This window comes from Flammeovirga aprica JL-4, assembly GCF_012844305.1.
Lineage (GTDB): Bacteria > Bacteroidota > Bacteroidia > Cytophagales > Flammeovirgaceae > Flammeovirga > Flammeovirga aprica.
Genome location: NZ_JABANE010000039.1, coordinates 60,491 through 74,131, shown reverse-complemented (window position 1 = coordinate 74,131; position 13,641 = coordinate 60,491). Strand labels below are relative to the sequence as shown.

Genomic DNA, 13,641 nt, shown 5'->3' with positions numbered 1-13,641 from the left:
GAAAAACATTACTATAAATGTGGTAATTTTAGTAACGGATGTAGCTAGATCAACCTAAAATAGCCATCACCAAATGACTTTACTTCAGAGCCGAAAAGAGTAATGAATTATTGTGTCTTATTAGCTGAAATAGACGATATTGAATGTCATCAATTAAAATAATAAGATATGAATGAAATAGATTGGATTGGCTCATTAGGAGTATTTCAAATACTATTAGCCTACACTTTAAATGTTACAGGAAAGTTAGATAGAGGAAGTATTGCTTATAAATTATTAAATCTCTTTGGTGCTTCTCTTGCTTGCCTTGCCTCAGTACTGGTGAATTATGTTCCTTTTATTGTCTTAGAAGGCGTTTGGGCTTTTGTTTCTCTTTTATCTTTGGTTCGGAAAGAGAAAAATCAGGAAGAAGGAAAAGTGTAAAAACCTAAGTACTAATAAGTACTTAGACAAAAATAAATAACACTAATTCATATTATTTTTTCTGATTACTACCTTCAAAAAACTTTAAATAGAACCACTATTCATACGTTTTTTAGCGTTGTACTCACAAAAAATAATTAAGAATTAATTATCATTAATTTTTGGCTTAGTACTTATCAATTATAAATACAACAAATATGAACAAAGTAAATTTTAATACCCTTTATCCCATTGAAGAATTTAAGAATACTGTTTCTTTAAAAGTGTTAGTGGAAGAAAGTGATGTCAAAAATGTCATCGTAGGAGATTATTCTTATTACAGTGATTTTGATGACCCAACAAAGTTCTTGGAAAAGAATGTGATGTATAATTTTGGAATGTCAGGCACTCAGCTGAAAATAGGGAAATTCTGTGCTTTAGCTCATGGAGTGAAGTTTATTATGGCAGATGCCAATCACTCTACTAAAGGTGTTTCTACTTTTCCATTTGCAGTTTTCGGTAAAGAGTGGTCGGATAAATTGCCGATAGGCGAATATCCATTTAAAAAATACAAAGATATTGAAGTAGGCAATGACGTCTGGATTGGCTACGGTGCTACTATCATGCCCAATGTGAAAATAGGTGATGGTGCTATTATTGGTAGTAATTCCACAGTGACATCAGATGTTCCAGATTATGCGGTAATGGGTGGAAATCCTGCAAAAGTGATTCGCTATCGATATACCAAAGATGAAATTCATTTATTAAAAGGTTTGAAATGGTGGAATTGGGATAGAGTATATTTGGATGAGGCCGTTGAAATCTTAGTGAAAGGAACGGTAGAGGATTTGCTCTTTTATGCCACAAAAAAAGGATTGATAAAAACATCATAATAAATTTCAGAAATTGACTGATTACCAAAACATACTCCAAAACATCAAACGTTATGTTGCCCTCTCTGAGGAAGATGAACAAGATTTTGTAAGCATCATCAAAACTTCCAAAGTGAAAAAGAGACAATTTATTGTACAACCTAATTTTGTCTGTGAACATCAAACCTACGTTCAGAAAGGAGCTTTTAGAAGTTATTTTGTGAGTGGCGAAGGAGTGGATCACACCATTCAGTTTGCCATTGAAGATTGGTTTATCAGCGATTTCAACAGTTATATTCATCAAGAACCCGCATCTCTTTTTGTAGAAGCATTAGAAGATGCGGTGATTCATCAAATTGCTTACAAAGATGTAGAGGCTTTGTGTGACCGAAACCCCAAATTTGAACGCTTTTTCAGATTGGTCGCACAAAAATCCTTTGCTTATGCTCAAAAGAGAGTACTATCCAACTTAGGAAAAACTGCAGAGGCAAGATACATTGAATTTCAAACGCTTTACCCCAGTATTGTAAAAAGAGTACCCCAATATGCTTTAGCTTCTTATTTAGGCATGTCTGCCGAGTTTTTAAGTAAGATTAGAAAACGCTTGGCGGATAAATCTTGAACTAGTTCAAGATAATTTCCTGTTCTAGTTCATTTTTGATGGGAAGTGAATCCACCATTTTTGTAGTAAGTATTAGGGCAAAAGAAAACAGATGTTTCGTAGACCCATAATTGAAATTATGGGCTTTTGGGAAGACATCTCAGTTTATAAACTCTTGATTATATCATTTGGCTTATCAATATTCACGTGGATGTGAGAGATTATAAATCACCTGAATATATCAAGTTTATAATGAAGGTCAAAAAGAGTAATAGCTTCCCAAAAGCCCATGACTTCTAGTCATGGTGCACGTCATTTCGTTGTATTTCTCTTGCTCTAGTCCTAATCAATTTTCATCAAACCAAAAAATAAAAATGGAAACTACGAATAAGAGAATTTGGATGATTACAGGCATTTCAAGTGGATTAGGAAAAGCTCTAGCGGAAACGGTCATTGCATCAGGAGATTTTGTCATTGGAACCTTCAGAAATAAAACCCAAACAGAACAATTCAATCAAGAATACAAAGGAAAAGCTTTCGGTATTACACTCGATATTACAGAGACCGATAAAGTAACCGAGGCGGTGCATTCTATTTTCAATAATTATGGAAGAATTAATGTATTGGTTAACAATGCAGGTGTGGGATATGTTGGAGCAATAGAGGAAGCTTCATTAGAAGAAGTAAGAGCAGTTTTTGAAGCCAACTTCTTTGGAACATTGCATCTCACTCAAGCTGTTTTACCATTTATGCGTGAAGCAAAACAAGGTCATATTCTTCAAATTTCCTCTCATGGAGGTATCAAAGCATTCGCGGGTTTTGGAGTTTATAATGCGAGTAAGTTTGCATTAGAAGGATTTAGTGAGGCGTTAGCACAAGAAGTGAAACCGCTTGGTATTAAAGTGTCTATAGTAGAACCAGGTCCTTTCAGAACTAATTTTGCAGGGAAAGGATTACAAATCGCTCAAAAGACCATTGATGAATATGCTGAAACGTCAGGTGCTTTTAAGGCAAAATTGAAAGGAGTAGATGGAAAACAGGAGGGTGATCCAATGAAAGCTTCCCAAGCCATTATTGATTTAGTAAATGCAGATAATCCTTCTCTTCGAATGCCTTTGGGAAAAACGGCATTGATGACGATTAATATGAAGCTGGAGAGTGTGAAAGCAGATTTAGAACAACATGAAAAAGTGGCTTCTGAGACTGTTTTTTCATAAAAAAACATCGTGAAATTAGTGAGTGCTGAGACCAACACATTGTACAAGGTAGCATGTACGGTGTGTATGTGCTAGGACTTACAAATTGTACAAGCTAGCATGTATGGTCTGTACATGTTAGGAATTATCAAAAAAACAAGCACCAAACAAATGTCTGGTGCTTGAATAACTTTCTAGGTTCTTGTAAATAACCACAATTATCGTTTTTAGCTCACAACCAATTCAAATTTCTTTATTGTAGCTTCAATAATATCTAAACACTTATTCAGTTGATGTTCATTGATGACTAGAGGAGGAGCAAAACGGATGATATTACCATGTGTGGGTTTTGCCAGCAGGCCATTGTGCATCAATTCATAACAGATTTGAGTGGCTGTACTGCTTTCTTCAGTGTCATTGACAATAAGTGCATTAAGCAAACCTCTACCTCGTACTCCCACTAACAATTCCGTTTGCTTGCATAATTCCTGCATTCTTGCTCTGAAAATATTACCCAGTCGGAATGCGTTTTCTGTCAACCTTTCATCTTGCAACACTTGTAAAGCTTCCATTATCACAGCACACGCCAATGGGTTTCCACCATACGTAGAACCATGTTGGCCGGGTTGGAAAACATCCATTACTTCAGAGGATGTCAACACTGCTGAAACGGGATAAAAACCACCTGAAATGGCTTTTCCCAAAATGATCATATCAGGTTTGATTTCTTCATAATCAGACGCCAATAACTTTCCTGTTCTTCCCACTCCGGTTTGTACTTCATCTACCATAAACAGCACGTTGTATTTCTTGCAAAGTGCTTGTGCTTTCTTCAAATAACCATTATCCGGAAGGTAAACACCTGCTTCCCCTTGTATAGGTTCCATCCACAAACCGGCTACATTTGGGTTTTGTAAAACGTTTTCCAAAGCCTCTAAATTGTTGTAAGGTACAATTTCAAAACCGGGCATAAATGGACCAAAATTGGTGGTAGCGACAGGGTCAGTAGAAGCAGAAATAATAGTGGTAGTTCTTCCATGGAAGTTCTTTTCTACTCCAACAATGATCGCTTCATTTTGAGGAATCCCTTTTTGCTCATAACCCCACTTCCTTGCCAATTTAATGGCTGTTTCATTTCCTTCAGCACCTGTATTCATGAGAATCGCTCTTTCATAACCAAAGAGTTGACAGAGCATTTCTTCCGCTTTTCCCAATTGATCAGAATAAAAAGCCCTGGAAGTTAATGTCAATTTAGAAGCCTGTTTTGTCATTGTATTTAAGATTCTCGGATGCACATGACCTTGATTGACGGCGCTGTAAGCAGAGAGAAAATCAAAATATTTTTTACCTTCTACATCCCAAACATAAACACCTTCACCACGTTCCAAAACCACAGGTAAGGGGGCGTAGTTGTTGGCTCCATATTTTTTCTCTAAATCGATTGCTTCCTGTGTAGAAGTTCCCATTTCTTTTATCATAATTTTATTTCTTAATGACTTTATGTATTGATTTCACGCCATCTTCTTCTACTTGAATCATGTAAATTCCAGCATTCAGTGAAGAAAGATCAACGCTGTTTGTCTGTACTTTTATTAATGTATTTCCAAGCATATCTACCACTTTTAGTGCTATGTTTTCAGCATTAGAATGGATAGAAATAATCCCTTCAGTTGGGTTTGGATAGAGTGCGTTATTTGGGGCTAGTGTTGTGAAGTTTTGTGTTCGCTGTGAAGAACCTCCACTAATTGAAACCGTGTAATCTTCCACCTCCCCGTAGCTGATGACATCACAAGGGTTAGGGTAGCCATCATTGGCGTATTGCATGCTCACCCTCATTCTAGTAATGCCACTTAATGCAGAAGTAGGAACGGTGAAGTTACTTGTAAACGAACGCCTTGTTGATTTATAAGCGATTTCCTCCGTATTTGTATCGAAAATACCATCTTGATTGTAATCAATCCAGATCACAAAACGTTCTCGGTCAGAAGTATTAGGATCCACAAAAAGTGTATGAGTATTTCCTTTGGTTAAGTTGAAAGTGACGGAGGTGTTATTGCCGTAACCGTTATCATTACCCGAAAAATTATATACACCATCAATACCTACTTCATCAATAAATTCGTAGCGGGTAGAGTTGCCATAAGAACTGCAATAGCTGATATTTCCTGTAGTAGAAGCCGTTTGAATAGGAGAGTAGTTGCTTTGCTCCGTTCCGCAAACGCTTCTCACTCTGATGTCATAAGAAGTGGAAGAAGTTAAACCTTGGATAGAATAGTTGGTCGTGTTCACTGTCATTGTTGTCCATGAGGAAGTGCCAGTGACTCTATGTCTTAATTGATAGGAAGAGGCGCCTGTATTATTCCAAGAAACTGCGATGCTTGAAGCGGTGGTAGTGCCTATAGCAACCGTAGGGATGTCGCATATAGGAGGGGTCGTTCCTCCATCACAATTTGGAGCTGTAGCACCGATGCTTGCACCACTTCCATTGATGTAATTGAAACCGTTGTAACCATTGCTAGTATACATATCTAGCCATCCACCACCTGATGCGGTCGTCCAATCCGTAAGGCTAAAGGAATTGCCATTCCCATTGGTAGATCCTTGTATCACATAAGCTTTTACAGCGGCGTTGTTATTATTCCAAACAAGAGATTGCCCTGATGTGATAGTTTCAGGAACAGCACAGTTGACCACCATAAAATAAGCCTTTGTAGGGTATTGCGTCTGTCCGCCGTCACCAAATACTTTTGCCATTCCATTGACATCAATACACACAAACGTAGCTTCATCACAAGCAATCGCATATCGAGCAGTTGCATTATTGTCAGCAACTGTTCTAGCCAGTAATCCAAATGCTCTTCCGTATCGGTTTTCATTATTAGTGCCGTGTGTTCGGTCTAAATGTGTGTCAGTGATAACGTTGGTAAGAACAGGGTTGTTGATAAAATCATTATAAAATAAAGAGTTGCTTGTGTAAGGGTGATAAGGGTTGTTCAGTATTTCAGAGCTTAAAATCCCTGAAGTTTCAGGAGCATAATAAGCACCTCCCATAATGGCCATACCTGCCGAAGTACCACCAATTGGCACATTTTTGACATTGATAAGATAATTAAGAGCATCTTCAACGGCTGTTCCCTTCCAAAGGTCCATGTACTCTCTTTGATCACCGCCAGCAATAAAAACCGCTTCAGCGTCTCTGATATACTGGGCCACAGTGGCGTTGTTTGCACCGTTTTTGGTGGTGATGGAAAGCTCCGCAGCGGCGCTGATGGAATTGCTGAAATTACTCCATACCCATGAAGCCTGACCTCCCACAGCATCAGTTCTTAGTACCAAGTAGTCGCCTCCATCTGCTTGGTCTACAAACCACTGTGTGGCATTGACCTCACCATCTCCACCTACTTCGGCACCGCCTACAAGCATAGTTCCCCCATTAGGAGAAATGTTGCCATGCCCGTTCCATGTGCCTCCTTCTAAAGAGAAGTTATAGCCTTGTGCGAAAGTGTTGAGCACGTTTAAAAATAAAATAGCAATGAATGCAAATCCTTTTACATTGTAATAGTTACTTTTCATAATAGTTATAATTTATGGAGTGAATTATAATAGACATTCAAGGAGTATCCTCTACTGTGAATACGAGAAGCATGCTTCTTGTAATTGAGTGTTGAGACAGTAGAATTCCACCCCAAGAATGTCTTTTGGAAAAAGGTTTTCTTTTAAGTATTAGGACAATTTGAATGAAAAATTAAGAATGATGAATGTAGAAAAAAGGGCTCGTAAAGAAGTTTTTATAAGGGTTCGGCGAACGTTGTAGGGATGTTGCATTGCAATGTCCACTGGACCATAACACGAACCATTTTTCTTCCCCCTTAATTCTTAACTCTTAACACTAATAACCTTAAAATTGTGAATAGTTGGTTGAATATTTTATGAATAGTGGATGAGTTTATAAAAGATTAATGTAAAGCGGAAGAATAAGAAGTACGCCTGCTGTCAGCATTAAAATACCTAAGAGAGGTGACATCCATTTCAGCCAAACTTCATACGGAATTTTAGCAATGGAAAGCACACCCATGGTGACACCGCTAGTTGGGATGATAAGGTTGGTGAGACCATCGCCAAATTGGAACGCTAATACAGCTACTTGTCTTGAAATACCCAACAAGTCACTTAGTGGAGCTGTGATAGGCATTGTCAATGCGGCTTGTCCTGATCCAGATGGCAATACTGTATTCAATGCACTTTGAAACAAGAACATTGCTTCAGCAGCTGCGTATTTTGGTAAGCCGTTCATAAGGTTTGAAATGGAAAACAATACAGTGTCAATAATCTTTCCCTCTGTGGCTACAATCAAAATTCCTTTGCAAGAAGCAATGACCATGGCGGCGGTCATCATTTCTTTGGCACCTTTAATGAAGCTGTCGCTCATTGCATTGGCATGAATTCCACAAATAATACAGCTGAGGAACCCAATCACAAAGAACAAAGCACCAATTTCCACCATATACCATTGGTATTGAGCCACGCCTATCACGAGCGTACAGATACCGAAGAGGAAAAGCATTAAAACAAGGCTTCTTTTAAAGGTGAAATCAATGACTTCAGGTTGCTGTTTCTCAGTAGTATCAGTAGAAGTGTTGAGAACGCTTTTATGAGGATTGCTTTCTATTTTTGAAATGTAATGCATTATATATAATACACCTATCAAAGTGAAAATTCCCCAAATGAAGATTCTATATTCCCAACCACTGAAAAGAGGAATTTCTGCAATCCCCTGTGCAATGCCAATGGTAAACGGATTACTGATAGCCCCTGCAAAACCTACACCTGCTCCCACAAAAGGGATCGCAATCCCAACAATAGGATCGAGTTTCAAAGCTTGTGCCATAGGAAGCGTAATGAGTATAAAAATGAGCACTTCCTCAGACATTCCAAAAGTGGCCCCCGCAACAGAAAAGCATATAATCACAAACGGAATCATGACCTTTTTATAAGATGATTTCTTATTGCTCCATGCTACTAATTTTTGTAATCCGGCATCAATTGCTTTGGTGGTGGTCAGCATACCGAAGGCTCCTCCAACAATAAAAATAAAAGCAATGATTTCAGCTGCCGCAATAAAACCTTCAATTGGGGCAATGAAAAAAGAAGTGATCGACTGAGGTTGAGCCTCTACTAAATGATAAGTATCTGGAATTAAAATATTCCTTCCATCTACAACTTCCCTTTGATATTCTCCTGCTGAGATTACCCATGTGAGACCAATAAAAAAGAGCAGAATACATGAGGTGATGACCAGTGTGTCCGGTAGCTTCTTGACCATTTTATTTTGATTATCTATTTAAAAATAGCAACGTTGAGTTTCTGTTCTTCTGATGAAGTCCAACCTCTGTACATCCCTTCAGAGTTGAATGAAAGCTCAATATTCCCTTCATGATCAACGGCAATAATTCCACCTTCACCTTCCATTTTCACTAGCTTATCATGCACCACTTTATCAGATGCTTCTTTTAACGAAAGCTGTCCCATTTCCATATAAGCGGCGATATCTCTAGCCACCGTTGCCTTTAGGAAAAACTCTCCGTAACCCGTACAAGAAACGGCACAACTTTCATTGTTGGCATAAGTACCTGAACCAATCACAGAACTGTCGCCTAGTCTGCCGTATTTTTTATTGACCAATCCGCCAGTAGAAGTTGCTGCCGCAAGATTTCCTTCATGATCCAATGCCACGGCACCCACCGTTCCGAATTTTCTTTCTCCATCATGATCCACCAACATTTGATTGGTCTCTTTGGCCATCAGCCATTGTTTGTATCGTGATTGCGTAAAGAAATATTCATCTTTTACTTCTTGCAGTTGATGTCTTCTAGCAAATTTCAAAGCCCCTTCTCCATGCATAAATACAAAGTTCATATCATCATGGATTTTCTTGGCTAAACGAATAGGGTTTTTAATACCGCGGATACCTGCCACAGCACCGGCTTCTAATGTTTGACCCGACATAATAGAAGCTTCCATTTCAAAACTGCCATCATGTGCCATTACGGCCCCTTTACCTGCATTGAATAACGGGCAATCCTCTAAAGCGGTCACTGCAATTTCAACGGCATCAACAGCAGTGCCTCCATCCATCAAACATTTTTTGCCTTCATAAAGCGCATGTTGTAATGCTTCCTGTATTTCATCTGCTTTTTCAGGTGTAATTTCTGAAGGTAATAGTGTTCCGGCACCTCCATGAATGGCTAGGGCAAATTTCTTTTTCATAGTTCTTATAGTTTTATTTTATCACCACTGCGAAGAATACTTACATTCATCTTTCGCGTACTGATTTTTGTTTTGTCTGTGTTTATATGTTGGGGTTTTTCTACAAGTATTACCTGACTTTCACCCACTACTTCCGCTGTATTGTTCTCTACTAAAATTGCCGTTGATTCGTCTATTCCAATTCCTTTTAATTCAGGATGTTCAATCACCGAAGAAAATAGGCGGTTGTATCTACTTCTTTGTATAAAGTGCTGGTCAATGATCACATTTTTGAGCATGCCAAGACCTTTACTGTAAATAAGATTATTACTTTCTATGGTTCTGCCGGTATCGTCGTATTCAGGATAATTCTTCTCATCTCCTGTGATCATCACATGACTCATTACCGCAGCGCCTGCACTTGTTCCGGCAATCATTCCCCCGTTTTCATAGCAAGAATGAATGGCTTCATAGATTCCAGTTCCTTCAATTCTCTTCATAAACCGGTTCTGATCACCACCAGTGATATAAATTAATTTTGCACCTTTCAAAGAATCTAACGCAGAGGAAGAAGGCATGTTCTCGTGTGTATAAAACATTGACTGAACATTTGTGAATCCTAGCTCCTTGAATTGTTTTATCCCATAAAAGCTAGAAGTATCAGGTTCTATACTCGACATGGCAAGCACGATACCATACCCTTCCTTCAAATTGGCCTCTTCAGCTAATCGTTGGATTAGGGCAGGAGGTCTTTTTCCTCCACCAATGATGAATAATTTTCCCTGAGCCACAACTGATGTGGCAAAGAGTATCATAAAGGGCAATATTAATCTGATCTTTTTCAAAATTGCTGACTTTTTTAAGACTCCCTCTCCAGCTATGGGAGAGGGAGATGTTAATTTATTGTTTTGTAAAAGAGTGGTGACGAAATAATTAACGTCAACTGGCTCTTAAGTACAAATTCAAAATTATCTCATACGAATTCTATTTATTGTTTTGCGATTACTTCCTTCAAAAAACTTTTAATACGTTTTTTAGCATTGTACTCACAAAAAATAAATTAGAATTAACTATGATTTATTTTTGATTTAGTACTTATTAAAAAATACTTTTCTAGCCTACTACTGTATGGTTCATTTTAATTACATGAAGTAAATTTCATGTAACCATACGTATCCATCAGGGGCAAATGCCGCTCGTACATCATCTTTATGGTACTTTACAGCTTTACCTGCAGTTCGCGTTTTGTAATAACCTGAACTTCCATATCCGCCATCCCAAGCTCCATATGGATCATTCACATAATAATAAGTTCCGTCAAACCCTAAAAAGACCACTAAGTGTCCATAGCTTGTGGTGTAGCCATGTGCCATTACAGGTTTTCCTTCAGAAAGTAAGCGGTTCAATTGTGATAAAGAACCATACTGTGTCCCTGCATCTCGAACATTAAGACCTGCATAAGCCGCTTCAGAGTTAAATACAGATTGGAAACCGGGTACCGTCTGTGCCTGGTTTTTGCCATAATAATTGGTGATCTGATCAGGAGTTGTATTTCCTCCATAGTAGTTGATCACCATGGCTATGGCTGTATTTTGACAAGATGAGTAAGGATAAACACTGTTATCCAATTGCCAGTAGTAAGGTACACCTGTGATATAGTTACTACCACCACCGATGTTATCCGGGTAAGTACCTTGACGGATGGCAAGCAGTTTAGTCTTATTGGCATTATACACTTTTATAGTAGTGTAAATTTGTCCTGTTTGATTTAACTGTGAGGTGAAAGTACGACTAGTTTGTGTACTGCCTGCATTAATGCTCATATTGCCACTAGCTATAACCCAACTCCCCGAACTACGTTGCACTACTACTTCAACAGCATAACTTCTGCTGATCGAAGTGTTGCTACTCTCTAAGAGATTGACTACTATTTCTTCATTTGTATTGACTTCCAAAGGAGCAGACGAATAGTAAAACTGTCCAATAGAAGGTGTAGGAGAGTTTCCACCAATTCCTACAGATTGACCATTAGCATAGACGCCCTCAACGCTACTGTTTTTAATGGTGATTCTGCCACTTGGTACATTGAGTACCACGTCAGAACCACTATAACTTACTGCTACTTGATTAGCACTTATCCCTTCGAGAAAGAGGAGGTCACTTCCTCCATCATCGCTTATGACGTCATATCCGCCATAAAGTGCATAGTAATAATTGTCATTTCCAAGTCCTCCATAAAGCATGTCATTGCCTTTATCTCCATAGAGGTGGTCATTACCATCTTCTCCATGTAGGTCATCATTGTCTTTTCCTCCATAAAGGTCATCGTTACCTGTGCCTCCGTAGAGCTTGTCAAGACCGCGGTCACCTCTAATAATATCAGAACCACTATTGCCCTGTAAAAAGTCGTTTCCTTTGCCTCCATAGATGACATCATCACCTGCATTGGCATATACTTGGTCATCAGCAGCATACGCTAAGATTTCTTCTGACAATGAAGTTCCCTCAATGAAGTCTGAATTGGAAGTGCCGTAGATTGTTTTTGAGACGGCTTGTCTTTTGTTACTTTCTTCGATAGTGCTTTCATCTTCTGGTTGAAGTTGTTCTTTTACGCTACATGCTGTAATACAGACAAGTGCAAGTAGCAATAAAAAGTGTGTTACTTTTTTCATAATAGTAATAATTGTATTTAGCTTTTGTATTTAAATAGATGTAGTAGGATAGAAGTTCATAATAAAATTAACAATTTATTCTTCCATCTTTTAGTGTGTTACAATTTATATTTATAAACAATAAGTAAACCGAGCGAAAGCAATATACGTGCACTTTTTATGACTCATTATTATTGTATATCAGTTGTAATAAGTACAAATTCAAAATTATCTAATACTAATTCTATTTATTATTTTGCGATTACTTCCTTCAAAAAACTTTCAATACGTTTTTTAGCATTGTACTCACAAAAAATAAATTAGAATTAACTATAATTTATTTCATATAATTTTCTTTTTAACTCCCCCTCTCAAACTAAAAGGGGGAGTGTAATTCACCTAAAATTTAGCTAAGCTAACCGTCTAATATAAGCCCAATGCTAATGCATAAGGTCTTAAGGTTTTAGCATCTCCAACCACAGGAGCGTCCTCAATATCTAGCACTACTTTGATGTCTGTTCCGTCAAGATTTGCCGACATGATTTTGCCATCAGTTCCATCGTCATTGCTTCCTCTATCTGTCCAGTATACTCTTTCTGTGATAGGATCCGCAATTGTACCCCAAACAAATCTTGAAGGATAATCTACAAACTCTGTTGTTGACTCTGATGCAATGTCATAGATTGTACCTTTAGAAGTGGCATAATCAAAATAATATAATTTACCATCTAAATAAGAGATGTCACCTGCATCCACACCACTGATAATTTCTTCTAAACCTGTACCGTCTAAGTTCACTTTGTATATACCGCCACTGAAATCATAAGCATCATTCGCGAAGTAGATTACTTGATTTTCTGCATCATATGAAATTCCCAAAGGCAATGAACCTTCCAAAGCACCAGTATTCGTTGAGAATTCAACAAAAGCTTTCAAGTCTGTGCCGTCAAGAGCCGATGTGTAAATACCTCCATCAGCACCCCAATACAATCGTCCTTCAATTACTTTTACACCAGCAGGGTAGTACATCATATGTTCCTTGTCACCAAGGTCCGCCACGTTTAATAAAACTGATTTCTCTCCATTCACCAACGCATTGTATTGATATAATAACTCGTCTGCTTGATCAATCACATAAAGGTTTTCATTGTCCAAGTCTGCTACGATTCCATAAGGCTTTGTGTGATTTTCACCGAAAGTCTGGATAACTGGAGTTGTGGCCTCATCATCCAAAATGATCATATGCACTTGTCCTGTTGCTCTATCAGTATAGTAAAGCGTTGGTTTTTTACCGCCTAGAGGATCTTTGATAACAATGGTCTGAGTTGTTGTGTCTGCTCTCTCATCATCTGCTCTCGCAATTAAAGTAACATCAAAAGTACCGAACTCCTCGTAAGTGAATTCAGGATTTTCATCTGTTGATGTTTCACTGTCTACACCGAAATCCCAAACGTAAGATGTAGCGGCAATTGATTTATTAGTAAATGTGACTGTGGATGGAGCGATACCTTCATTCGATAATTCATAATCAAATTTAGCCACAACACTTGCCAATGCAGGTGGTTCTTCGTCTTCTGTACAGCTCGTTAATACTATAAATGAAAGCGGTAGTAAGGTTACTAAAAACCTTAAGAATAAGTTAGAAAAAGTTTTCATAGTTCGTTAAATAAAAT

The 13,641-nt window shown here is 38.0% G+C and carries 11 protein-coding genes; 4 read left to right on the top strand and 7 right to left on the bottom strand.

The genetic code is table 11. The features are described 5' to 3' along the window. The first annotated feature begins 168 nt into the window (after positions 1-168). From HHU12_RS15280 to HHU12_RS15265, 4 genes are all read left to right on the top strand, one after another. The gene (locus HHU12_RS15280) at positions 169-423 is read left to right on the top strand and encodes a CBU_0592 family membrane protein (RefSeq protein ID WP_169657617.1); all 255 of its coding nucleotides are present in this window, start codon (positions 169-171) and stop codon (positions 421-423) included. Positions 424-620: 197 nt separating this feature from the next. Further along, complete coding sequence (locus tag HHU12_RS15275) at positions 621-1,295, top strand: CatB-related O-acetyltransferase (protein WP_169657616.1); 675 nt, start codon at positions 621-623, stop codon at positions 1,293-1,295. A 13-nt stretch (positions 1,296-1,308) separates the two neighbouring features. Further along, the gene (locus tag HHU12_RS15270; RefSeq protein ID WP_169657615.1) at positions 1,309-1,896 is read left to right on the top strand and encodes a Crp/Fnr family transcriptional regulator; all 588 of its coding nucleotides are present in this window, start codon (positions 1,309-1,311) and stop codon (positions 1,894-1,896) included. A 353-nt stretch (positions 1,897-2,249) separates the two neighbouring features. Then, entirely contained in the window at positions 2,250-3,092 is an 843-nt protein-coding gene (locus HHU12_RS15265) for an oxidoreductase (RefSeq protein ID WP_169657614.1), read from the top strand. Positions 3,093-3,298: 206 nt separating this feature from the next. Here the strand turns inward: HHU12_RS15265 and rocD are convergent, their stop codons facing one another. The 7 genes from rocD to HHU12_RS15230 form a co-directional block, all read right to left on the bottom strand. Next, positions 3,299-4,549, bottom strand: coding sequence for an ornithine--oxo-acid transaminase (gene rocD / locus HHU12_RS15260; RefSeq protein WP_240970978.1), 1,251 nt, complete (start codon positions 4,547-4,549; stop codon positions 3,299-3,301). A 4-nt stretch (positions 4,550-4,553) separates the two neighbouring features. Beyond that, on the bottom strand, positions 4,554-6,644 hold the full coding sequence (locus HHU12_RS15255; RefSeq protein ID WP_169657612.1) for a GEVED domain-containing protein: 2,091 nt from the start codon (positions 6,642-6,644) through the stop codon (positions 4,554-4,556). A gap of 373 nt (positions 6,645-7,017) precedes the next feature. Further along, complete coding sequence (locus tag HHU12_RS15250) at positions 7,018-8,394, bottom strand: YfcC family protein (protein WP_169657611.1); 1,377 nt, start codon at positions 8,392-8,394, stop codon at positions 7,018-7,020. Positions 8,395-8,408: 14 nt separating this feature from the next. Continuing rightward, positions 8,409-9,338, bottom strand: a complete 930-nt coding sequence (locus HHU12_RS15245; protein WP_169657610.1) for an isoaspartyl peptidase/L-asparaginase family protein — start codon at positions 9,336-9,338, stop codon at positions 8,409-8,411. A 5-nt stretch (positions 9,339-9,343) separates the two neighbouring features. Further along, on the bottom strand, positions 9,344-10,132 hold the full coding sequence (locus HHU12_RS15240; protein WP_169657609.1) for a cyanophycinase: 789 nt from the start codon (positions 10,130-10,132) through the stop codon (positions 9,344-9,346). 327 nt (positions 10,133-10,459) lie between these two features. Then, positions 10,460-11,989: a C39 family peptidase gene (locus HHU12_RS15235; protein ID WP_169657608.1), complete on the bottom strand. Its 1,530-nt coding sequence runs from the start codon at positions 11,987-11,989 to the stop codon at positions 10,460-10,462. Between the two features lie 402 nt (positions 11,990-12,391). Next, complete coding sequence (locus tag HHU12_RS15230; RefSeq protein ID WP_169657607.1) at positions 12,392-13,624, bottom strand: PKD domain-containing protein; 1,233 nt, start codon at positions 13,622-13,624, stop codon at positions 12,392-12,394. Positions 13,625-13,641 lie beyond the last annotated feature (17 nt).

Bases quoted from the DNA above. Each gene is read 5' to 3' on its own strand.
- HHU12_RS15280 (WP_169657617.1), top strand. From the start codon at position 169: ATGAATGAAATAGATTGGATTGGCTCATTAGGAGTATTTCAAATACTA.
- HHU12_RS15275 (WP_169657616.1), top strand. From the start codon at position 621: ATGAACAAAGTAAATTTTAATACCCTTTATCCCATTGAAGAATTTAAG.
- HHU12_RS15265 (WP_169657614.1), top strand. From the start codon at position 2,250: ATGGAAACTACGAATAAGAGAATTTGGATGATTACAGGCATTTCAAGT.
- rocD (WP_240970978.1), bottom strand. From the start codon at position 4,549: ATGATAAAAGAAATGGGAACTTCTACACAGGAAGCAATCGATTTAGAG.
- HHU12_RS15255 (WP_169657612.1), bottom strand. From the start codon at position 6,644: ATGAAAAGTAACTATTACAATGTAAAAGGATTTGCATTCATTGCTATT.
- HHU12_RS15250 (WP_169657611.1), bottom strand. From the start codon at position 8,394: ATGGTCAAGAAGCTACCGGACACACTGGTCATCACCTCATGTATTCTG.
- HHU12_RS15245 (WP_169657610.1), bottom strand. From the start codon at position 9,338: ATGAAAAAGAAATTTGCCCTAGCCATTCATGGAGGTGCCGGAACACTA.
- HHU12_RS15240 (WP_169657609.1), bottom strand. From the start codon at position 10,132: ATGATACTCTTTGCCACATCAGTTGTGGCTCAGGGAAAATTATTCATC.
- HHU12_RS15235 (WP_169657608.1), bottom strand. From the start codon at position 11,989: ATGAAAAAAGTAACACACTTTTTATTGCTACTTGCACTTGTCTGTATT.
- HHU12_RS15230 (WP_169657607.1), bottom strand. From the start codon at position 13,624: ATGAAAACTTTTTCTAACTTATTCTTAAGGTTTTTAGTAACCTTACTA.